Source organism: Pseudomonas sp. WS 5059 (assembly GCF_012985525.1).
GTDB lineage: Bacteria > Pseudomonadota > Gammaproteobacteria > Pseudomonadales > Pseudomonadaceae > Aquipseudomonas.
On sequence record NZ_JAAQWO010000002.1, the window covers coordinates 652,410 to 675,107 of the forward strand.

17 protein-coding genes and 2 tRNA genes are annotated in these 22,698 nt (G+C 60.4%); 7 read left to right on the plus strand and 12 right to left on the minus strand.

From position 1 onward, the window contains the following. Window positions 1-31: 31 nt before the first annotated feature. On the minus strand, window positions 32-502 hold the full coding sequence (locus HBO12_RS07750) for a GNAT family N-acetyltransferase (protein ID WP_169954599.1): 471 nt from the start codon (window positions 500-502) through the stop codon (window positions 32-34). A 103-nt stretch (window positions 503-605) separates the two neighbouring features. After that, a complete protein-coding gene (rimO, locus tag HBO12_RS07755) occupies window positions 606-1,946 on the minus strand; it encodes a 30S ribosomal protein S12 methylthiotransferase RimO (RefSeq protein ID WP_029295337.1) in 1,341 nt (446 codons plus the stop codon). A gap of 309 nt (window positions 1,947-2,255) precedes the next feature. On the opposite strand from rimO, the gene HBO12_RS07760 reads away from it, so the two are divergent. Beyond that, window positions 2,256-4,157 carry a potassium transporter Kup gene (locus HBO12_RS07760; protein WP_170041859.1) on the plus strand — a complete coding sequence of 634 codons (1,902 nt, stop codon included), beginning with the start codon at window positions 2,256-2,258 and terminating at the stop codon, window positions 4,155-4,157. Between the two features lie 111 nt (window positions 4,158-4,268). Here HBO12_RS07760 and HBO12_RS07765 read toward each other — a convergent pair whose 3' ends face one another. From HBO12_RS07765 to HBO12_RS07780, 4 genes are all read right to left on the minus strand, one after another. Continuing rightward, a complete protein-coding gene (locus HBO12_RS07765; RefSeq protein ID WP_170041860.1) occupies window positions 4,269-5,549 on the minus strand; it encodes a virulence factor family protein in 1,281 nt (426 codons plus the stop codon). Then, complete coding sequence (gene mprF, locus HBO12_RS07770; protein WP_170041861.1) at window positions 5,549-8,191, minus strand: bifunctional lysylphosphatidylglycerol flippase/synthetase MprF; 2,643 nt, start codon at window positions 8,189-8,191, stop codon at window positions 5,549-5,551. The genes HBO12_RS07765 and mprF overlap by 1 nt, the downstream gene beginning before the upstream one ends. Window positions 8,192-8,470: 279 nt before the next feature. Beyond that, window positions 8,471-8,547: transfer RNA gene (locus HBO12_RS07775), tRNA-Met, on the minus strand. Between the two features lie 194 nt (window positions 8,548-8,741). Continuing rightward, window positions 8,742-8,818, minus strand: a tRNA-Met gene (locus tag HBO12_RS07780). A 290-nt stretch (window positions 8,819-9,108) separates the two neighbouring features. On the opposite strand from HBO12_RS07780, the gene dinB reads away from it, so the two are divergent. Beyond that, the gene (gene dinB, locus HBO12_RS07785) at window positions 9,109-10,167 is read left to right on the plus strand and encodes a DNA polymerase IV (protein ID WP_170041862.1); all 1,059 of its coding nucleotides are present in this window, start codon (window positions 9,109-9,111) and stop codon (window positions 10,165-10,167) included. 52 nt (window positions 10,168-10,219) lie between these two features. Here dinB and HBO12_RS07790 read toward each other — a convergent pair whose 3' ends face one another. From HBO12_RS07790 to HBO12_RS07805, 4 genes are all read right to left on the minus strand, one after another. After that, complete coding sequence (locus HBO12_RS07790) at window positions 10,220-11,173, minus strand: hypothetical protein (RefSeq protein ID WP_169954604.1); 954 nt, start codon at window positions 11,171-11,173, stop codon at window positions 10,220-10,222. 20 nt (window positions 11,174-11,193) lie between these two features. Then, the gene (locus HBO12_RS07795) at window positions 11,194-12,909 is read right to left on the minus strand and encodes a proline--tRNA ligase (RefSeq protein ID WP_029295351.1); all 1,716 of its coding nucleotides are present in this window, start codon (window positions 12,907-12,909) and stop codon (window positions 11,194-11,196) included. A gap of 185 nt (window positions 12,910-13,094) precedes the next feature. Beyond that, a complete protein-coding gene (locus tag HBO12_RS07800; protein ID WP_169954606.1) occupies window positions 13,095-14,627 on the minus strand; it encodes an AmpG family muropeptide MFS transporter in 1,533 nt (510 codons plus the stop codon). Window positions 14,628-14,670: 43 nt separating this feature from the next. Further along, window positions 14,671-15,024: an MGMT family protein gene (locus HBO12_RS07805; RefSeq protein ID WP_169954607.1), complete on the minus strand. Its 354-nt coding sequence runs from the start codon at window positions 15,022-15,024 to the stop codon at window positions 14,671-14,673. Window positions 15,025-15,189: 165 nt separating this feature from the next. Here HBO12_RS07805 and HBO12_RS07810 point away from each other — a divergent pair, with 165 nt between their 5' ends. Then, on the plus strand, window positions 15,190-16,197 hold the full coding sequence (locus HBO12_RS07810; RefSeq protein ID WP_169954608.1) for a DUF481 domain-containing protein: 1,008 nt from the start codon (window positions 15,190-15,192) through the stop codon (window positions 16,195-16,197). A gap of 137 nt (window positions 16,198-16,334) precedes the next feature. Here the strand turns inward: HBO12_RS07810 and HBO12_RS07815 are convergent, their stop codons facing one another. After that, window positions 16,335-17,093 (minus strand): SDR family oxidoreductase, encoded by a 759-nt coding sequence (locus HBO12_RS07815; protein WP_170041863.1) that lies wholly within the window; start codon window positions 17,091-17,093, stop codon window positions 16,335-16,337. 75 nt (window positions 17,094-17,168) lie between these two features. Here HBO12_RS07815 and HBO12_RS07820 point away from each other — a divergent pair, with 75 nt between their 5' ends. From HBO12_RS07820 to groL, 4 genes are all read left to right on the plus strand, one after another. Further along, window positions 17,169-17,900, plus strand: coding sequence for a HugZ family pyridoxamine 5'-phosphate oxidase (locus HBO12_RS07820; RefSeq protein ID WP_170041864.1), 732 nt, complete (start codon window positions 17,169-17,171; stop codon window positions 17,898-17,900). Between the two features lie 66 nt (window positions 17,901-17,966). Continuing rightward, a complete protein-coding gene (locus HBO12_RS07825) occupies window positions 17,967-18,443 on the plus strand; it encodes an FxsA family protein (protein ID WP_057439377.1) in 477 nt (158 codons plus the stop codon). Window positions 18,444-18,672: 229 nt separating this feature from the next. Next, window positions 18,673-18,969 carry a co-chaperone GroES gene (locus HBO12_RS07830; RefSeq protein ID WP_170041865.1) on the plus strand — a complete coding sequence of 99 codons (297 nt, stop codon included), beginning with the start codon at window positions 18,673-18,675 and terminating at the stop codon, window positions 18,967-18,969. Between the two features lie 50 nt (window positions 18,970-19,019). Next, window positions 19,020-20,666, plus strand: coding sequence for a chaperonin GroEL (gene groL / locus HBO12_RS07835; protein ID WP_169954612.1), 1,647 nt, complete (start codon window positions 19,020-19,022; stop codon window positions 20,664-20,666). 74 nt (window positions 20,667-20,740) lie between these two features. Here the strand turns inward: groL and HBO12_RS07840 are convergent, their stop codons facing one another. After that, on the minus strand, window positions 20,741-22,690 hold the full coding sequence (locus tag HBO12_RS07840) for an LTA synthase family protein (protein ID WP_170041866.1): 1,950 nt from the start codon (window positions 22,688-22,690) through the stop codon (window positions 20,741-20,743). Window positions 22,691-22,698 lie beyond the last annotated feature (8 nt).

Below are 22,698 nucleotides of genomic sequence, written 5' to 3' on the forward strand. Positions count from 1 at the left end.
ATTTCGCCGCAGTTGCTTTTTGTGGGAGGTGTCAGCCACTGCGTGTTTGCTGGGCCTGGCGCAAACGCATATGCAGCAACGGATAAGGCTGCCCCATGCCGTCATGCTCGGTGCGCCCGATCACTTCAAAACCCTGCTTGATATAGAAGCCCAGGGCCTGGGGGTTTTGTTCGTTGACGTCCAGCTCATCGGCATTCATCGAGGTAATGGCATAGTGCAGCAACTGCCGGCCCAGGCCCTGGCCCCGGTAGTGCGGGTCGATGAACAGCATTTCCACCTTGCCCGCCGCAACGCCGGCAAACCCGGTGATCCGTTGGCGGGCGTCCTTGGTGCAGATCAACATCACGGCATCCAGGTAGCGCGTCAGCACCAGGTGCCTGAGGCGTTCGATGTAGCTTTGCGGCAGGAAGTCATGGGTGGCGCGCACCGAGGCCTCCCAGATCCGGGTCAGTTCCGGGTAGTCGCTGGTTTTTGGGGTGTGGATGACCGAGTGCTGGCCCATGCCTGCTGCTCCTTGCTGCTTGTTGGCGTTGATGGGGCAAACGATAGACCTAAAAAAGCCCCGCATCTTGTTCAGAAGCAGGGCTTTTTCAATTTTTTACAGCTTAGTCGCGTTTTTGCGCCCAGAGGTCGTACTCGTCGGCGTCGGTGACCGTGCACCAGACCTTGTCGCCTGGCTTGAGGCCGCTGGCGTCATCGATAAATACATTGCCGTCGATTTCCGGTGCGTCGAAGAAGCAACGGCCGACCGCGCCTTGCTCGTCCACTTCGTCGATCAGCACTTCGATTTCCTTGCCGATACGCAGTTGCAGGCGGGCCGAGCTGATGGCCTGTTGATGGGCCATGAAGCGCTCCCAGCGGTCTTGCTTGACGTCATCCGGCACCACGGCCAGGTCCAGCAGGTTGGCCGGGGCACCTTCCACCGGCGAGTACTGGAAGCAGCCGACGCGATCCAGCTGGGCTTCAGTCAGCCAGTCCAGCAGGTACTGGAAGTCTTCTTCGGTTTCGCCGGGGAAGCCGACGATAAAGGTCGAGCGGATGATCAGCTCGGGGCATATCTGGCGCCAGTTCTTGATGCGCGCCAGGGTCTTGTCTTCGAAGGCCGGGCGTTTCATGGCCTTGAGCACTTTGGGGCTGGCGTGCTGGAACGGGATGTCCAGGTACGGCAGGATCTTGCCGGCGGCCATCAACGGGATCAATTCGTCGACGTGCGGGTATGGGTACACGTAGTGCAGGCGCACCCACACACCCAGGCTGCTCAGGGCTTCGCACAGTTCGGTCATGCGGGTTTTCACCGGCGCGCCGTTCCAGAAACCGGTGCGGTACTTCACATCGACGCCGTAGGCGCTGGTGTCCTGGGAGATCACCAGCAGTTCCTTGACGCCAGACTTGACCAGGCGCTGGGCCTCGTCCAGTACATCGCCCACCGGGCGGCTGACCAGCTTGCCGCGCATCGACGGGATGATGCAGAAGCTGCAGCTGTGGTTGCAGCCTTCGGAAATCTTCAGGTACGCATAATGACGCGGGGTCAGCTTGATGCCCTGGGGTGGCACCAGGTCGATCAGCGGGTTGTGGTCCTGGCGCGGCGGCACTACCTCGTGCACGGCGTTGACCACCTGCTCGTACTGCTGCGGACCGGTCACGGCCAGCACGCTTGGGTGCACGTTGCGGATATTGCCTTCTTCCACACCCATGCAGCCGGTGACGATGACCTTGCCGTTTTCCTTGATGGCTTCGCCGATCACTTCCAGGGACTCTGCCTTGGCCGAGTCAATGAAGCCACAGGTGTTGACCACCACCACATCGGCGTCCTGATAAGTGGACACGACGTCGTAGCCTTCCATGCGCAGTTGCGTGAGGATGCGCTCGGAGTCGACGAGCGCCTTCGGGCAACCCAGGGAAACAAAGCCAACCTTGGGGTTGGCTTTTGCGATGGTGGTGGACATGTCTAACCTCGGTATTGAATGACGCCGCCAGTCGGGCACGACAGGGCAGCGGACGGGCACTTGATGTGCCTCTGATCAAAAAGTGCGCAATTCTAGCGACGGGAAACGCACTTGACCAGCTTTATGCAGGGAAATACGACGAGTGCTGCGCTATGCTGCGCGCCGTTGCACCGGGGCTAGGTTGGTAGTCAACAAATAATCTGTTACCAGAAGTACAGCGGCACATGCTGTGTATAGCTTAGCTTTGGGCTTAAGTGTATAGCTGGGCTGTTTATAAAAGACCTCAGGTCAAAAGGGCAGGAGTGGTTGATGGGTCAGGTAAATAGTCAGGCGGCGGGTGCCGGGCATTCCAGCGCAAAGCCAATCGGCATGTTGGTGGCGGCGGTCGGGGTGGTTTATGGCGATATCGGCACCAGCCCGCTCTACACCCTTAAAGAGGTGTTTTCCGGCAGTTATGGGGTGCAGGTCAATCATGATGGGGTGCTGGGGATCCTGGCGCTGATCTTCTGGTCGTTGATCTGGGTGGTGTCCATCAAGTACATGTTGTTTGTGCTGCGCGCCGACAACCAGGGCGAGGGCGGCATCATGGCGCTGACGGCGCTGGCCCGACGGGCGGCGGGCAATCATCCGCGGCTGCGCAGTTTCCTGGTGGTGTGCGGCCTGTGTGGCGCGGCGCTGTTCTATGGCGACAGCATGATCACCCCGGCGATTTCGGTGTTGTCGGCCATCGAGGGCCTGGAACTGGCGTTCGACGGCCTTGAGCATTGGGTCGTGCCCGTGGCGTTGGTGGTGCTGGTGGGGCTGTTCCTGATCCAGAAACATGGCACCGACCGCATCGGCAAGCTGTTCGGGCCGGTGATGGTCACCTGGTTTTTGGTGCTGGGCGGCCTGGGCGTCTATGGCATCGTCCAGCACCCCGAAGTGCTCAACGCGATGAACCCGATGTGGGGTGTGCGTTTCTTCATGGTCCATCCGGGTATCGGCGTAGCAATCCTCGGCGCCGTGGTGCTGGCCTTGACCGGCGCCGAAGCGCTGTATGCCGACATGGGCCACTTCGGCCGCAAACCCATTGCCCGGGCCTGGTTCATCCTGGTGCTGCCGGCGCTGGTGCTCAACTATTTTGGCCAGGGCGCGATGTTGCTCGGTGACCCCGAGGCCGCGCGCAACCCGTTCTACCTGCTGGCGCCAAGCTGGGCCTTGCTGCCGCTGGTGGGCTTGTCCACCCTGGCCACGGTGATTGCTTCCCAGGCAGTGATTTCCGGTGCGTTCTCGTTGACGCGCCAGGCGATCCAGCTCGGCTACATCCCGCGCATGCATATCCAGCACACTTCCAGCGCCGAGCAGGGCCAGATCTATATCGGCGCGGTGAACTGGTCGCTGATGGTCGGCGTGATCCTGCTGGTGCTGGGCTTCGAGTCCTCGGGCGCCCTGGCCTCGGCCTACGGGGTAGCTGTGACCGGGACCATGTTGATGACCACCATCCTGGTTTCCGCCGTGATGCTGCTGTTGTGGAAATGGCCGCCGGTCCTGGCCGTGCCCGTATTGCTGGGCTTTTTGCTGGTGGATGGCCTGTTCTTTGCGGCCAACGTGCCGAAAGTGGTGCAGGGCGGTGCATTCCCGGTGTTGGCGGGGATTGTGCTGTTTGTGCTGATGACCACCTGGAAGCGCGGCAAGCAATTGCTGGTGGAACGCCTGGATGAGGGCGGATTACCGCTGCCGATCTTTATCAGCAGCATCCGCGTCCAGCCGCCTCATCGCGTGCAGGGCACGGCGGTGTTCCTCACCGCCCGCCCGGACGCGGTGCCCCACGCTTTGCTGCATAACCTGCTGCACAACCAGGTGCTGCACGAGCAGGTGGTGCTGCTGACGGTGGTCTATGAAGATATCCCGCGCGTCCCGGCCCAGCGCCGCTTCGAAGTGGATTCCTATGGCGACGGTTTCTTCCGGGTGATCCTGCATTTTGGCTTTACCGATGAGCCGGACGTGCCCGAAGCCCTGAAGCTTTGCCATCTGGACGACCTGGACTTCAGTCCTATGCGTACCACCTACTTCCTCAGCCGCGAGACGGTCATCGCCTCCAAGCTCGAAGGCATGGCGCGCTGGCGCGAGGGGTTGTTTGCTTTCATGCTGAAGAACGCCAACGGCAACCTGCGTTTCTTCAAGTTGCCGGTGAACCGGGTGATTGAGTTGGGGACCCAGGTAGAAATGTAACTCCAACAAAAAGCCCCCGTTGCCATGCGGCAGCGGGGGCTTTTTTGTGCCTTGGGAAACTGGCTGATCACCTTGAGGAGCCGGCAAGCCAGATCCTACCGTGATGGGGTATTACTCGGTCTTGACCTGGCGCTTCTCGATGATATCCACCAGGCGCTTGGCCAGTGCCGGGTAGTTCTCGTCGAAGTGATGGCCGCCCGGTAACTTCATGGCTTCGCCCACGGCGCTCTTGTCGGTGCAGCCGCTCTCGTCGACTTCTTCCTCACCGTAGATGCACACCACCTTGGTCGCCGGCAGCTTGGCCATTTCCGGGCCGGTGGCGGCTTCCTTGCCGGCATTGCCGAGCCAGCCTTCCACTTCGATCTCAAAGCTGCCCGTGCGGGCAAAGGCCAGCAGGATTATCGCGTCTACCCGTTGCTGTTCGGCTTCCGGCAGGCGGTTGTAGATGGCCGGCAATACATCGGCGCCGAACGAGTAACCCGTCAGCACAAAGCGCTTGGTGCCCCATTTCTGCCGATAGTGCTGCATCAGCTCGGTCAGGTCCTTGGCGCTCTGCTCCGGGCTTTTGTGCTGCCAGTAATAGCGCAGGGTATCGATGCCGACCACGGGGTAGCCGATCTTGGCCATCTCGCCAGCCACGTCGCGGTCGAGGTCGCGCCAACCGCCGTCACCGGAAAGGAACAGGGTCACGGTGTCCTTGGCCTGGCCGGCCGGCACTTCCACCACCGGGATCGCCAGGCCGCCATTGTCCGAGCCCACCAGTTGCTTGCGCAGCTCGTTGTTCAGCACTTGCGGGTAATTGATGTCGTAGTCGCTGATGCTGGTGGTGGCGCGCGGGGTATCGCGTACGAAACTGGCGCTTTCGTCGTCAGGGTTATCGTTCCAGGCGACCAGCCAGTTGCCGTGGGCGGCGGTCTTGGGCAGTGGGTCCTTGCAGCCTTCCTGGACCAGGGCGAAGCCCACGGAGATGGCATTGGCCTTGTCGTCGTTCTGTGTCGCCAGCCAGCGCCAGGCGAGTGCCGCGCCAGGGCCGATGCCGCTGACCAGGGTGGCCGGGCCCTTGAGCTGGCCCAGGGCTGCTTGCAAGGCCTGCTCCTGCAGCTTGCAGTCGTCCTTGGGCAGGATCACTTGCACGATCTGTGCGCTGCCGCCCTGGCTCAGGGCAATCAGTTGGCTGTCGCTCAGGCTGGCGTCGGACAGCACGGCGACGGCTACGCGAGCCTTGGGAGTGGTGCCAGGGGTCACACGGGTCAGGGTCGAGCCGTCGGCCTGGGGCAGTTGCTCCAGGGTCGGTTGGGGGGCGGGGCGATTCCAGTACCAGTAGCCGCCACCCAGGATCAGGGCCAGCACCACCAGACTTGCCAATACATACCGCCAGGAGCGTCGAATCATCAGCGTTTCACCAATCCAGTCAAGCCGCCCGCGATCAGGGCGGCGGTATCGGCCAGTGCCACCAGCGGATCAAGTCCTGCGGGCACGGCCATGTAACGAGGTTCCCAGTCAGGCTGGAACTTGTCTTTGAAGCGGCGCAAACCTTGGAAGTTATACAGTTGCTCGCCACGGCGGAACACCATCGAGCCCAGGCGCTGGGTCAGCGGTGCGCCACGGCGCGGTTGCAGGCCCGACAGCGGCACCATGCCGAGGCTGAAGCGTGCATAGTTGTGGCTCTTATAGTGCTGGATCAAGCCGACCATCATGAACTCCATGGTCAGCTTTGGCGCATCCGGGTGCGCACGCATCAGGTCCAGGCTGGCCAGGTCATGGCTGTAGGTCTCAAGCAGGTTGGCGAAGGCCACCGGCTGCCCCTCGAAGCGAATCACCGCAATGCGAAAATGCTTGAGGTACTCGTCGCTGAAACGGCCCAGGGAGAAGCCCTTCTCGCGCACGTTCTTGCCGGTCAACCAGGCATCGGAGATGACTTTCAAGGCATCCATCGGCGCCTGGCCCGGCTCGAAGATTTCCAGGGACAGGCCATCCCGGGTCCCGCGGTTCCAGGTGTAGCGCAGGTCCTTCATCTCCTTGCCCTTGGCTTCCAGGTCAAAGCGCTTGAGATCGACCCGGGCTTCTTCGCCCAGCTTGATCGCGGTCAAGCCGATATCCATATAGAAGGGCAGGTTCTCCGCACGTACCTGGTAGAACACCGGGCGGGCGTGGTGGATGTCGCACAGGTCGCGAAACTGCCAGATCATCTCGGCCCGTGGCTGGGTCGGGCCGATCGGGTCGTACAGGGCCACCAGGCTGCGGCCGCGCCGGGCGTACATCAGGAACGCTTCGTCGTTGGGGTGAAACAGCAGGGCCTTGTCGCCGGTCAGTGCCAGGCCGCCGTCGGGTTGCGAGGAGGCCATCAGGATCTTGGTGGCACGCTCCAGCTCATCGGCGGTCGGCAGGTGGATCACCGGGCGGGCGGTGCGCAACAACCAGGTCAGCGACACAATCACCAGCAGGATGGCGGCGCCCAGCAGCGAGCGCAGGCCACGCGGGGCGTTGGCGTCGAGGGTGAACTGCCACCACAGTTGATGGCTGTAAGGTACGTCCTGATAGGCGAACAGCAGCAGCCAGATCGACGCCCCCAGCACGCACACGCTGGCCACCAGATACAGCGGGGAAAACGGGAGTTCGGTCAGGCGGCTGGCGCGGTAGAACGAGCGCCGGAAGATTGCCAGCAGCACCGCAGTGATGGTCATCAGGCTGGCTTCTTCCCAGTCGAAGCCTTTGAGCAGTGAGAGCAGGGCGCCCACCAGCAACAGCACCATGGTCAGCATCCAGGCTGCCGACAGGCGTCGACGCAGGCCCTGGGCCAGCAACAGGCACAACACGCCGATCAGGCTGGCGCCAAAGTGCGAGGCGTCAATCAGGCGGTGGGGAATCAGGAAGCCGATGTTTTCCAGGCGTGAGTCGATTTCCGGGGTGGCGCCGGAGAACAGCAGCACCACCCCGGACAAAAAAACCAGCACGGCCAACACCGGTGCCGCGAGGCCTGAGGCCACCCGCAGGCTTTGTTGGGTCTGGAACAGGCGCTGGGCTTCGTTGATCAGCAGGAAGATGCACGCGATCAGCAATGGCAGCACCACGTAGATCATCCGGTACAACAGCAGCGCGGCGGCCAGTGGTGCGGCGCCGAGCTTGTCGGCAAACGCGGCGAGCAGGATCGCCTCGAATACGCCGACACCGCCAGGCACATGGCTGAGCACACCGGCCGCGAGCGCCAGCAGGTACACCAGCAGGAACGGGCCAAAGGGCGGGGCTTCTGGCAGCAACATATAAAGAACGGTAGCGGCGGCGGCGACATCCAACGCGGTGATGATCAGTTGCAGGAACGTCAGGCGGCGCCCAGGCAGGCGCAAGGTGCGGCGGCCGGCCTTGACCAGCAGGTTGTCGGGGTAGGGCTGCTCTGGCAGGCGCCGACGATAAATCCCGATACACAATACGGCTGACAGCAGCAGCACCGCGCCTGCGATGCCGCCGAGCAGCGCTGCGGGCAGATGCAGGGCGTTGGAGGCGGCGGGCAGGTTGCTCAACGTGGCCAGGGCGGCGAGCGGTGGCAAGGCGCAACCCAGTGCCAGGCTGGCAAACACGGTCATATGGGCCACTTCCGAAGCCCCGATGCCATGCCGTGCATAAAGGCGGTAGCGCACCGAACCACCGGACAGCATCGACAGGCCAATCGCATTGCCGATGGCGAATGCTGTAAAGCCGCCGTAGGCCAGGGTCTTGGCCGGCAGTTTTACCCCGGCGTAGCGTGCGCCGGAAAATTCGTAGCCCAATAGAATGATGAAACCTGCGATCGCGGCGGCAAAGGCGCCCAGCAAGGCGGGCTTCGGTACTTCCAGGATCGAGTCGTGCAGGGCGTATAGATCCAGCTCTAGCAGCAGGTGGCGGCAGGCGATCAAGGCAATTGCAAACAGCAGCAGAGTGACCGCCAGCCCAATGGGTTGGCGATACTTGCTCAACAGATCCAGCCAGCGCAGGCGAGTGGGGGCGATCGGTTGTGTGGCTGTGACAGTGTCTTGTGGTTCAGACGAATTGGCGCGCATCAATCACCTCGTGGATTGTGCGCGACAGGATGGGGGTATCCAGCCAAGTTACCAATCCCTATGTACAAAATAATTACAAATAGTAACGCGGATCACCGGTCCCGGCGACAGCGTCCATTGGTCGCGCAAGGACGCGCTCGACACTTGAGCATAGCTTGCAAATGGATGGACTCTGAAACCCGCGGGCGGTTTCATGAAAGATGCCATGCCATTGTTTCAAAAGAACTTTTTCTGCGGATACAAAAAAGGCCACTCTTTCGAGTAGCCTTTTTTGATGTTTGGTTGCGGGAGCCGGATTTGAACCGACGACCTTCGGGTTATGAGCCCGACGAGCTACCAGACTGCTCCATCCCGCGTCTGTGGGCGGCATTCTACAGCGCAACGACGAGGTGTCAACCGTTAATGACATAAAGCGCAAAATAACTGCAAATTAGCCTAAGTGCTCGATTGAAAAAGACTTTTCACTGCCCTGGCGCATCGCCGGGGGTAGCAGGGCAAAAACCTGCACGCACAAAAAAGGCCACTCTTTCGAGTAGCCTTTCTTGATGTTTGGTTGCGGGAGCCGGATTTGAACCGACGACCTTCGGGTTATGAGCCCGACGAGCTACCAGACTGCTCCATCCCGCGTCTGTGTGTCGGCATTCTACAGAGGAATGGCAGTGTGTCAACTGCTGATTCCAAGAAAAGCGCTTGTGCTTCAATCGGTTAGCTCTCCAAGGCAAGGGCAGTATGGGGTTGCGGCCAGTCTAGCCGTGGCTTCCAGCTCTATTGGAGGGTGTTGTTCGATTGAAAAAATGAATTCATCCAGGTTTTTTCCTACCACTTTGTCAGATGATTCAAAGTACTGGTGCTATATACAGGTGTGAATGCGATACTGGCGATCCGTCTACTTATGTCCTGACCACGCCTCTCTTTATATGACGCAGCGCAAAATCATCCACGTCGACTGTGACTGCTTCTACGCTGCCATCGAAATGCGGGATAACCCGAGCCTGGCGCAAAAGCCCCTGGCGGTAGGTGGCTCGGCGGACCGGCGCGGGGTGATCGCCACCTGCAACTATGAGGCGCGGGCCTACGGTGTGCGTTCGGCGATGTCATCGCGCCATGCATTGAAGCTGTGCCCCGACCTGACCATCGTCAAGCCGCGCATGGATGCCTATAAAGAAGCATCGAAGGAAATCCACACGATTTTTTGCGACTACACCGATCTGATCGAGCCGCTGTCGCTGGACGAGGCTTACCTGGATGTTTCCGATTGCGCGCATTTCGGCGGCAGTGCCACGCGTATTGCCCAGGATATCCGCCGGCGCGTCTCCAACCAGTTGCATATCACGGTTTCGGCGGGGGTGGCGCCCAACAAGTTCCTGGCCAAGATCGCCAGCGACTGGAAAAAGCCCAATGGGCTGTTTGTAATCACCCCCGACCAGGTGGAAGATTTCGTATCGCAACTGCCGGTAAGCAAGCTGCATGGCGTCGGCAAGGTCACTGCCGACAAACTGGCGCGCCTGGGGATCGAGGACTGCCTGCAATTGCGCGAGTGGAACAAGCTGGCGCTGGTGCGGGAATTCGGCAGTTTCGGTGAGCGGTTATGGAGTTTGGCGCGTGGGATTGATGAGCGTGCGGTACACAACGACAGCCGCCGGCAATCGATCAGTGTAGAAAACACCTACGACGTCGACCTGCCGGACCTGCCCAGTTGCCTGGAAAAACTCCCGGAACTGATGGCGACCCTGGCCGGGCGCATGCAGCGCATCGACAGCAGTTATCGGCCGGGCAAACCCTTTGTCAAAGTGAAGTTTCATGACTTTACCCAGACCACCCTGGAGCAGGCGGGGGCGGGGCGGGATCTGGAGAGTTACCAGCAGTTGCTGACCCAGGCGTTCAATCGTGGGGGCAAGCCGGTGCGGTTACTGGGGATTGGCGTGCGCTTGCTCGACTTGAGCGTGGGGAATGAACAGCTGGAGCTGTCCTGGTAGATGGCTGGAGGTGGGCCTTATGTGGGAGCGGGCTCCTACATCTAGTGTTGCCTCAGCGGGTACCCGGATCCGCCACCAGCCGGCCGCCATCCTTGGTCAGCGCCTTGAGAAATTCCTGCTGCAATTCCGGATCATTGCGGGTCAGTTCAATCAGGCTCTGTTCCAGTTCGCTGGCTTCTTCTTCCAGGCCCAGTTCCGACAAGCGCTTGACCCGATGCACCCATTGGCTGACTTCGTCATCCTCCAGGTCGTCGTAGATCAAGGCGTGGGCTTCCAGCAGCTTGCCGCGCAAGGTCGTGCTGATGGCCAGGGATGAGTCCGAATGCACATCATCCTGGGCATCTTCAATGCTGATCCGCAAGGTGCGGACCTGGCTCAAATCCTGTTCGGCAAACGGGCTGTCCAGCAGGTTCAGGCGCAGGACGCCGTTGCGATCGGTGGTCATTTCGTGGGTCTGCTTGCCGGCCTTGACCTGCACCGGTCGCTCACTCCACGGCAGGCTGGTGTACTCCAGGCGGCGGTCACGCTGGATTTCATCGATACCCGCCAGGTTCTGTTGCGCCCGGCCGTGGGATTGCACGTTCATGAACGGGTTGAGCCCGGCCACGCCATAACTGATCCAGTCATGGGTCATGCTGTCCGGGAGGTTGCCCAGGGCAAAGATGTTCGCCACGTTGGCCCCGGCGCCCGCCACCACTGCCACCGCACCCAGCGGGATCTCGTAGAGTTCGCGCCAGGGTTGGTAGGGCGTGTAGCGATCATAGTGGCGCGTGACTTCAAATTCAGTGACTTCGAAAGTCCGCTGTTCATGAATGCGCACGCGGCGTTGCGGCAGTTCGAGCACCTTGGGTTCGCCGACATCGATCTGCAGGCTGTGGTCGAGCAACTTGCGCTCGATCCGTTCCTCGTGCTCGCTACGCTGCGACATCTGATTGGCGCAGCCGCTGACCAGCAGGGCGCCGCACAAGGCGGCGCCCCCCAGGGCTTTGGTGTTTCGCTTGAACATGACTTCTCTTGATCTGGTTTTCAGCGACGAATACGCGCCTGAAGGAAGGGCAGCACGTCAGCCACCGGCAACGGTTGGGCTTGGGCTTCGGTCCGGCTCTTGTATTCCAGATTGCCATCGGCCAGGCCGCGGTCACTGACCACGATCCGGTGAGGGATGCCAATCAGTTCCATGTCGGCAAACTTGATGCCCGGGCTGGTCTTCTTGTCGCGATCATCGAGCAGCACTTCGAAACCGGCGGCCGTCAGTTCGGCATACAGTTTGTCGGTGGCTTCGCGAACCTGCTCGGTTTCGTAGCGCAGCGGTACCAGGGCGATCTGGAACGGCGCCAGGGTGTCGCTCCAGATAATGCCTTTGTCGTCGTGGTTCTGCTCGATGGCAGCCGCCACCACGCGGGAAACGCCAATGCCATAGCAGCCCATTTCCAGGGTCACCGGCTTGCCGTTTTCGCCCAGCACTTCGCACTTCATCGCCTTGCTGTACTTGTTGCCCAGCTGGAAGATGTGCCCCACTTCGATGCCGCGCTTGATTTCCAGGGTGCCCTTGCCGTCCGGGCTTGGATCGCCGGCCACCACGTTGCGCAGGTCGGCCACGGTCGGCACCGGCAGGTCACGCTCCCAGTTGACGCCAAAGTAGTGCTTGTCGTCGATATTGGCGCCGATGCCGAAGTCGCTCATCAGCTCGACGGAACGGTCGATGATGATCGGCAATGGCAGGTTCAGCGGGCCCAGGGAACCAGCGCCGGCGCCAATGGCGTCACGCAGTTCGGCGTCCGAAGCCATGACCAGCGGGCTGGCCACGCCAGGTTGCTGGGCAGCCTTGATTTCGTTGAGCTCGTGGTCGCCACGGATAACCAGGGCGATCAGCTTGCCTTCTTCCTCGGCATGCACGATCAGGGTCTTGATGGTCTTTTCAATCGGCAGATTGAATTTTTCGACCAGGGCCGCGATGGTCTTGGTGTCTGGGGTGTCGACCAGGCGCAGCTCTTCAGCCGGCGCAGGACGGGAAGTTTCCCGTGGCACCGCTTCGGCTTTCTCGATGTTGGCGGCGTAGTCGGAGCCGTCGCTGAAGACGATATCGTCTTCGCCGGACTCTGCCAGCACGTGGAACTCATGGGAGCCCGCGCCGCCGATGGAACCGTTGTCCGCTTCAACTGGGCGGAATTTCAGGCCCAGGCGGGTGAACACGTTGCAATAGGCCTGGTGCATGCGGTCATAGGTGACCTGCAGCGAAGGCTGGTCGGCATGGAACGAATAGGCGTCCTTCATGATGAACTCGCGGCCACGCATCAAGCCGAAGCGTGGGCGGATTTCGTCACGGAACTTGGTCTGGATCTGATACAGGTTGAGGGGCAGCTGTTTGTAGCTGCTCAACTCGTTGCGCATCAGGTCGGTGATCACTTCTTCATGGGTCGGGCCTGCGCAGAAGTCGCGGCCATGACGATCCTTGAAGCGCAGCAACTCAGGGCCGTACTCTTCCCAGCGCCCGGATTCCTGCCACAGTTCAGCCGGCTGAGTGCTCGGCATCAATACTTCCAGAGAGCCGGCGGCGTTCATTTCTTCGCGAACGATCGCTTCGACCTTGCGCATCACCTTCAAGCCCATGGGCAGCCAGGTGTACAGGCCAGAGGCCAGTTTGCGGATCATACCGGCGCGCAGCATCAGCTGGTGGCTGATCACGACCGCATCGGAAGGCGTTTCTTTCTGTGTGGCGAGCAAATATTGACTGGTACGCATGGTAGGCCGTTGTCGGTTGCTTGGACTTGAAGTGACCTGGGATTGTACGGGCGGTCGCCGCCAGAGTACAGGCATCAGGTGCTGACGGGATTTCTGTGGGAGCGGGCTTGGCCGCGATGCCGGCGCCTGGCTGTGTCAGGCAAACCGCAGTGATGCTATCGCGGGCAAGCCCGCTCCCACAGGTATCAGCCTTCTTCGGGCGGGTTCAAACGGATCCGCCGGCTTTCCTGGTACCAATGCAAGGCAATCAGCAGCAGTGTCGGCACGCCGAGCAGCGCGGTGATCAGGAAGAAGTTGTGATAGCCGAACTTTTCCACCATGACCCCCGAGTACCCGCCGATCAACCGTGGCAACAGCAGCATGATCGAGCTGAGCAGGGCGTACTGGGTGGCGGAGAACTTAAGGTTGGTCAGGCTCGACAGGTAGGCGACGAACGCCGAAGTCGCCAGGCCCGAGCTGAAGTTGTCCAGGGAGATGGTGAAGATCAGCATCTGCAGGTCGGCGCCCATGTCGGCGAGCATCAGGAACAGCAGGTTGGTGCCGGCCGAGGTGATACCACCGATAAACAGGATCGGCAGGATGCCGAATCGCACGATCAACAGGCCGCCCATGCCGGCGCCGACCAGGGTCATGATCAGGCCGAAGATCTTACTGACGCTGGCGATCTGGTCCTTGGTGAACCCCTGGTCGATATAGAACACGTTGGCCATCACGCCCATCACCGTGTCCGACATCCGGTAGGTGGCGATCAACCCCAGCAGCAGCAGGGCCTGCCAGCGGTAGCGCAGGATAAAGTCGTTGACCGGCGTCAGCACCGGCGCCAGGCCCCGGCGGCCCATGGCCGAAAGGCACAGGGTGGTGAGGGTGATATAGAGGATGGCGCGCAGGAACGCGCGGTCTTCGAGCAGCAGGTCGAACAGGCTCACGCCTTCGAACAGCACGCTGGCAAAGTCGGTGTTGTAGAGCTGGGTGAACATCGCCGGGACCGACACCAGCAGGACGATCAACACGAATACCGACATCAGTTGGTGGGCAAAGGTATAGCGCCCGGCCTGCAACTGGGTGCGCAACGGCACATCGGGTTCGCGCATGAAAAAGCTGGTGAGCAGGGCGGGGATCATCAGTACGCCGAACAGCACATAGGTGCCGGTCCACGCCGAATGTTTGTAGTTAAAGCCGGTGGAGCCAAAGCCCTCGGCAAAGAACAGCGCGCCGGCGGTGGCCAGCAGGGCGGCGATCCGGTAGCCGGACATATAGCTGGCGGCCAGTGCGGCCTGGCGACTGTCGTCGGCGATTTCCAGGCGATAGGCGTCTACCGCGATGTCTTGGGTGGCGGAGGCAAATGCCACGATAACGGCAATGGCGATCAGCCAGGACAGGTGTTTCTGCGGGTCGCAGAAGCCCATGCCGATCAAGCCGAGAATTACCAGGGATTGGGACAGCACCAGCCAGGAGCGACGACGCCCCAGCTTGCCCAATAGCGGCAGGCGCCATTGGTCCAGTAGTGGTGACCAGACCCACTTGAACGCATAGGCCAGGCCGATCAGGCTCGCATAGCCAATGGTTTCGCGCGCCACACCGGCTTCACGCAACCAGACCGAGAGCGTCGAGAACACCAACATGTAAGGCAGACCGGCGGCGAAGCCGAGCAGTAACAGCACTAACGTCGAGGGGCTGGCATAGGCAGCGAGCGCGGCGCGCCAGGTTTTACGGGGCATGGGCTGGAGTCTGCCTCAGATTTACGGAAACAAAGCGCGCACTCTAACCGCTGTGCTCTACCGGGCGCCAGCCATGACGCTGAATATCAACGCGATTGTTCAGGATACTGACACCTTCGCTGCGCAAACGCGCACGTTGTTCATCGCCCGAAGCGCTACCCACAGGCAGACTTATCCGACCGCCGGCGGCGACTACCCGGTGCCAGGGCAACTTGGAACCCTCGGGAAGCTGGCTCAGGGTGCGGCCCACGAAGCGTGCGGCGCGCCCCAGGCCGGCCAGGTGCGCCAGTTCGCCGTAGCTCACCACGCAGCCTTCGGGCACTTGGGCCAAGGTCAGGTACAGCGCGGTACGGCGCATTTCGGCCGGGTTTTGCGGGGTGTCGGCGGGCTCGTTCACTGTTCTGGCGGCTCGGTTGAAATTGGTCGTCGATATGTAAGAAACGTCTGTAAAAATGCCGTTGAGAATTGAACTCAATAGAAAACCTTGAGTCAGTCCTTGCTAAGACTTCAGCTACGCCGATAATGCCTCCTTTTTCGCCAAACTTGAGCCCCGTAACCGCTTATGTTGTCCAGAACCCTGTTGTGCCTCGCTGTCTTTACTGCTTCTACCCCTGTGCTGGCCGATACGGTCTGGTTGAAAAACGGTGATCGCCTGACCGGCAAGATCAAGGTTTTCGACGGCGGCAAACTGCTGATCCAGACTGAATACGCGGGTGCAATCCCGGTGGACTGGAAGCAGGTGAAAACCCTGGAAAGCGACCAGGAACTGCTGGTCAAGCAGGATGCCTACACCGGCGAGAAGGCCAAGTCCCTGCACCCGGCGGAGGATGGCAAGGTGGTCCTGGCCAACGGCGAGACGCCCAAGACGGTGGAGTTGGCCAGCATCCAGCAGATCATCAAGCCCAAGCCGGTGATCGAGGATCTGGTGTGGAAGGGCAACGTCGACGTGGCGCTGGACTACAAGCGTGCGGAAAAAGACACCGACGATTATGACATCGACTTCAAGACCACCGCCCGTCACGGCAAGTGGCGGCATATCGCTGAAGGCGAATACAACCGCGAATTCCAGAACGATGTGGTCACCACCGACAACTGGAGTGCCGAGTACGCGCTGGACCGCTTTATTACCGACCAGTGGTTCTGGCAGGGGCGCTTGACCTACAAGCACGACAGGGTTGAAGACCTGCGTCGCCAGCGCACCGTCGGTACCGGTCCGGGTTATCAGTTCTGGGATGATGAACTGGGCGCGTTCTCCCTCGGCTCGCTGCTCAACCGCACTGACTATGAATACCAGGACGGCGGCAAGGACAACTTCTATTCCCTGGCCATGAAGTGGGACTACAACCGCTACCTGATCGGCAAGACCGTGGAGTTCTTCACCAACGGCGAAGTGGGCAAGCCCCTGGCCGGTCCTGCCGACTACGCCCTCGATGCCGAAATGGGCCTGCGCTACAAAGTCACCGAATGGGCCTCGCTCAATCTCAAGGCCGAGCGCGACATCATCAGCGGCGGTTCGGACAGCGACTTGAGCAAGACCCGTTACACCGCAGGTTTTGGCGTGACCTGGTAAGCCTGCCACGGTACGAATGCGGACTTTTAATGTGGGGCGGGCTTGCTCGCGATAGCGATGTATCAGTCGACATATTCGTTAACTGACCAGTCTGCTATCGCGAGCAAGCCCGCTCCCACAGTTGTTTTTCGGCGTTGTTACAGGCGCAACCCGCCATCCAGCTCCAGGATGCGCCCGGTGTAATAGTCGCTCTCGAAGATATATCCCGCCGAATGGGCGATTTCTTCCGGGCGGCCCATGCGCTTGAGCGGGATCCCCGACGTCATCTTCTCCAGCGCCTCGGGCTTCATGCCCAGGGTCATCTCGGTCTCGATAAAGCCCGGCGCAATGCCCGCCACGCGAATGCCATAGCGCGCCAGTTCCTTGGCCCAGGTCACCGTCGCCGCCGCCACGCCGGCCTTGGCCGCCGAATAGTTGGTCTGGCCCACGTTACCCGCGCGGGAGATCGACGAGATATTGATAATGGCGCCCTGGTTTTTCAGCTCCACCATCTTCGCCGCCACTTCGCGGGTGCAGAGGAACACGCCGGTCAGATTGACGTCGATCACCGCCTGCCACTGGGCCAGGCTCATCTTGGTCATCTCGCCGTCCTTGACCTTGAGCAACAGGCCATCGCGCAGGATCCCGGCGTTGTTGATCAGACCGTGGATCGCGCCGAAATCATCGGCGATCCGTGCCACGGTGTAGGTCACCTGTTCTTCGTCCGCCACATTGCATAGATAGCTGCGCGCGGTGACGCCATGGGACTGGCATGCAGCCACTGCCGCATCGAGCTTTTCCTGATTGAGGTCCACCAGCGCCAGGTGGGCACCTTTACTTGCAAAATACTCGGCCATGGAACGGCCCAAACCCTGGCAACCGCCGGTGATAATGATTACTTTGTCGTTGAGATGCATTCGCATGTCCTGTGAGCAGATTTAAGCGGTTGCCCAAGTCCGTTTTTTGACGGAATTTATCGAAGGAGTCATAAGTTGAGCGTCCACGTCGCCAAGAATGCCCGAGAACTACTGCTCAAGGAATACCGTGGGGCGCTCGCCACACACTCCAAAGCCATGCCCGGCTTCCCCTTTGGTTCGGTGGTGCCTTACTGCCTGGACGCCGAGGGCCGGCCGCTGATCCTGATTAGCCGTATTGCCCAGCACACCCATAACCTGCAAAAAGACCCTAAATGTTCGTTGCTGGTGGGTGAGCGTGAGGCGGATGACGTGCAGGCCGTCGGGCGCCTCACCTATCTTGCCGAAGCCGAAAAGCTCGAGGACGAGGCGGCCATTGCTGCCGCCGCCGAGCGTTACTATCGGTACTTCCCGGATTCGGCGAACTACCACAAGGCCCATGATTTTGATTTCTGGGTCCTCAAGCCAGTGCGGCATCGCTATATCGGCGGTTTCGGGGCGATCCACTGGGTGGATCATCTGACCCTGGCCAACCCGTTCGCCGGCAAGGCCGAGTTGAGCATGATCGAGCACATGAACAGCGATCACACCAAGGCCATCGCCCACTATGTCGAACTGGCCGGCCTGCCGACCTTCGAGCCGGCGCAACTGGCCGGTATCGACGGCGAGGGCATGCATTTGCGCATCGGCCAGGGCCTGCACTGGTTGCCTTTTGCGGATACTTGCAACACTCCGACACAAGTGCGCGAGGCCCTGGTTTTCCTGGCCCATGCCGAGGCTTGGCCGAAAAAAGCCGTCACACACGCTTGAATTCACGAAAGGGCGACGTCATCTAAGGTCTAGTAGCAAGGCATTCTTGCGTTGAGGAACCATTTGATGCGCCCTTTTTTATTGCTCTTTCTGCTGTTTCCGGTGCTGGAGCTGTTCGTATTCGTCAAGGTCAGCGGGGCTATCGGGTTTTTCCCGGCGCTGCTGCTGATCATTCTCGGCTCGATGCTCGGCGTGTTCGTGCTGCGGATCGCCGGCCTGGCCACCGCACTGCGTGCTCGTGAAAGCCTGAACCGTGGCGAGTTGCCGGCCCAGACCATGCTCGAAGGCCTGATGATGGCCTTGGCCGGTGGCCTGCTGATCGTGCCGGGTTTTGTCAGCGATGTGCTCGGTTTGATCCTGCTGTTGCCATTCACCCGTCGGTTGCTGGCGGGCAAGCTGCGCCAGCGTGCCGAAGAAGCGGCGATCCGCCAGCGTGCCTTTGCCGACGACCTGCAACCCCGTGGCGGCCCGGCACCTCGCCAGCCGCTGGGGCGTGAAGGTGATGTGATCGAAGGCGAGTTCGAGCACCGCGACTCCAAGTAATACCCTCCCTGGCATGGCCCCTGCGGGTGCCTTGCCGGAGTAAAAATTTTCACCGCTGGCCCTTGTAATAAGCATATACGCCCTTATGTAACGGTCACCGCAAGGTTTCTGGTGGCGACACCAGACAGACTTCCGCGTTTCGCTTGGCGAACCGCGACCGGCACCGCCGGACTACCACCAGCCGGTACTGATACCGGCCGATGAAACTTACAATTAGGAGAGATCGACAATGAGCAAGCTTCGTCCTCTGCACGACCGCGTCGTTATCCGTCGCAGCGAAGAAGAAAAGAAAACCGCTGGCGGTATCGTTCTGCCAGGTTCGGCTGCTGAAAAAGCCAACCACGGTGTGATCCTCGCAGTTGGCCCAGGCAAGACGCTGGAAAACGGTCAAGTACGTGAGCTGGCTGTGAAAGTGGGTGACAAGGTTGTATTCGGTCCTTACTCCGGCAGCAACACTGTGAAAATCGACGGCGAAGACCTGCTGGTGATGGCCGAGAACGAGATTCTCGCTGTCCTGGAAGGCTGATTTTCCCGCTCATTTTCCCGTTACTACAAAGTATTTAAGGAATATCGATCATGGCTGCTAAAGAAGTTAAATTCGGCGATTCCGCCCGTAAGAAAATGCTCACCGGTGTCAACATCCTGGCTGACGCAGTAAAAGCGACCCTGGGCCCGAAAGGCCGTAACGTGATCATCGAGAAGAGCTTCGGCGCTCCGACCATCACCAAGGACGGCGTTTCGGTCGCCAAAGAAATCGAACTGGAAGACCGTTTCGAAAACATGGGCGCGCAGCTGGTCAAAGACGTTGCCTCCCGTGCCAACGATGACGCAGGCGACGGCACCACCACCGCCACCGTTCTGGCTCAGGCAATCGTCAACGAAGGCTACAAAGCCGTCGCTGCCGGCATGAACCCGATGGACCTCAAGCGCGGCATCGACAAGGCGACCATCGCCATCGTTGCTGAGCTGAAAAGCCTGTCCAAACCATGCGCTGACACCAAGGCTATCGCTCAGGTAGGCACCATCTCCGCCAACTCCGACAGCTCCATCGGCGACATCATTGCCGAAGCCATGGAAAAAGTCGGTAAAGAAGGCGTGATCACCGTTGAAGAAGGCACTGGCCTGGAAAACGAACTGTCGGTTGTAGAAGGCATGCAGTTCGACCGTGGCTACCTGTCCCCGTACTTCGTCAACAAGCCAGAGACCATGGTTGCCGAGCTGGACAGCCCGCTGATCCTGCTGGTCGACAAAAAGATCTCGAACATCCGCGAAATGCTGCCAGTACTGGAAGCCGTTGCCAAAGCCGGCCGTCCACTGCTGATCGTTTCCGAAGACGTTGAAGGCGAAGCCCTGGCGACTCTGGTTGTGAACAACATGCGCGGTATCGTTAAAGTCGCAGCCGTCAAGGCTCCAGGCTTCGGCGATCGTCGCAAGGCCATGCTGCAGGACATCGCCGTCCTGACTGGCGGTACCGTTATCTCCGAAGAGATCGGCCTGAGCCTGGAAAGTGCCACCCTGGAAAACCTGGGTAGCGCCAAGCGCGTGACCATCTCCAAGGAAAACACCATCATCGTTGACGGTGCTGGCGTGGAGCAGGACATCCAGGCGCGCATCACCCAGATCCGTGCCCAGGTTGCTGAAACCTCCTCGGACTACGACCGTGAAAAACTGCAAGAGCGCCTGGCCAAGCTGTCCGGCGGTGTTGCAGTGATCAAGGTTGGCGCTGGTTCCGAAGTTGAAATGAAAGAGAAGAAAGCCCGCGTTGAAGACGCCCTGCACGCAACCCGCGCAGCCGTCGAAGAAGGCGTGGTACCTGGCGGTGGCGTTGCGCTGATCCGTGCCCTGGAAGCCTTGGTCGGTCTGACCGGCGACAACGCTGACCAGGACGTGGGTATTGCTGTACTGCGTCGTGCTGTTGAAGCACCGCTGCGCCAGATTGCTGCCAACTCCGGCGACGAGCCGAGCGTTGTGGTCAACGAAGTCAAGAACGGCAAAGGTAACTACGGTTACAACGCTGCGACTGGCGTCTACGGCGACATGATCGAAATGGGCATCCTGGACCCTACCAAGGTGACTCGTTCCGCGCTGCAAGCGGCATCCTCCATCGGCGGTCTGATCCTGACCACCGAAGCTGCGATCGCTGATGCACCGAAGAAAGAAGGCTCGGCTGGCGGCGGTATGCCAGACATGGGCGGCATGGGTGGCATGGGCGGCATGATGTAAGCCAGCCTTACCCCTGATGCATAAAAGCCCCGCCTGAGTGATCAGGCGGGGCTTTTTTATGGGCGCTTATCGAGTCAGCGCGCACTCATTTGAGGGGCGGCGTCTTTCGCGCCTTTCCAGGCTAACAGGTGTTGCTTGAAGTCATGACTGGCTGCCTGGTAGTAAGTGATCGCACGTTGGATCAACGGGTCATTGCTGTCTACCCGGGACTCCTGGCTCGCGCCCAGGGCCTGGTCATGGCGCCGCAGGCCTTGGCGGGGGCTGAGGATTGCCAGGTTGGTGCCGTCAAACAAGCCCAGGTGCTGATAGTTGCCGATCACTACGCGAGGAGGCAGCGGGTTGTCTTGCAGCAGGTTGCGTCCGAAAAACGTCGATTCATAGCTCAGGTTCAACAGACCCAGGAGTGTCGGGGCGAGGTCGATCTGGCTGGCCAGTTGCGCGCTTTCCCGGGCCTCGATCAATTTCGGCGCATAGATAAACAGCGGAATCTGGTAGTTGGCGACGGGCAAGTCTTCCTTGCCCGCGCTGCCGGCGGTGTGGTCGGCGACAAACACGAAGATCGTATTGTCGAACCACGGTTTTTGGCGCGCAGCCTGTAGGAATTGGCCGATGGCGTAGTCAGTGTATTTCACCGCACCGTCGCGACCGTTGCCGGACTTGATGTCGATCCTGCCATCCGGGTAGGTGTAGGGGCGATGGTTGGAGGTGGTCATCAACTGCAGCAGGAACGGTTGCTGCTTGGCATAACCGGCATCCGCCAGCTTCAAGGTTTGCTTGAAGAGGTCTTCATCGGCCATGCCCCAGGCGTTTTTAAAGCTGATTTCGGATTCGGCGACACTGCTCTGATCAACCACCCGGTAACCGTTGCCGCTGAAAAACGCATTCATATTGTCGAAGTAGCCGCGGCCGCCATACACAAACACGCTGTCATAACCGATTGCACTGAGCTGCTGGCCCAGGCTGGCGAAGCCGCTTTCGCGACCAATCCGTTTGACGATGGAGCGCCCCGGAGTGGGCGGGATGGCCAGGGTAATGGCTTCCAGGCCTCGGTCGGTGCGGGTGCCGGTGGCGTAGAAGTTGCTGAAATACAGGCTGTGTTTGCGCAACTCATCAAGGTTGGGGGTCAGGTTGCGGTCGTCGCCATTGCTGCCCATGTATTTGGCGCTGAAGCTTTCGATGGTCACCAGCACGATATTGGGTTTGCGCAACGTGCCGGGGTTGTCGATGGCGCGGCGGATATCCAGTGGATCGGTGCCAATGAACCGGGCATTGGGTTCACTGAGTTCTGCCCGTAGCTGGCGGGCCACGATATCGCTCGGCAGGCTTTTGTAGAACTGGCTGTAGTCCAGTTCATTGTTGCGGAACGCGGCGAAGAATTGGTATGGGCCATTGCTGGCCAGTTCGTTGTTATAGGCGTTGCCACCCTGGGTACGCGGGCTGTCCTGGCTGACCAACTGCAGGCTCAGGCCGGCAACCACCAACAATCCCACGGCATTGAGTAAGCGCCCACGCATGGCCGGCAGCGGCGAGTCGAGTGCTGCGTTGAACAGCTTGCGCAAGGCCAGGCTCAGGACAATCGCCAGTATTGCCAACAGGCCCAACAGTTTGCCGATTGGGTAGGACTCCAGCAGGTTGTTCAACACCTCATCGGAATACACCAGATAGTCGACGGCGATAAAGTTGAAGCGCACGCCGAACTCATCCCAGAACAACCATTCGGCCACCGAGGTGAACAGCATGGCGAACAGGCTGACGGTCAGTACGCCTTGCAGGAACCAGCGGTGGCCGCGCCGCCGCCACAAAGCCGGTGGGCACAGCAGCAGGTACAGGCCCAGGGGCAGCGCGGCATAGGCCAGGAACCCCAGGTCGTAGAGCAGGCCCACACCGAACACCGGCAGCAGGTTGCCGCCGACTTCATCCAGGTGGGTAATGAGCAGTACGCTGCGGGTCAACAGAAAAATAACCAGCCAAGCGCCGGTCACCAACAGCAGATAGCGCATTGGCGCAGTTTTGATAAAACCCATATCCAAGT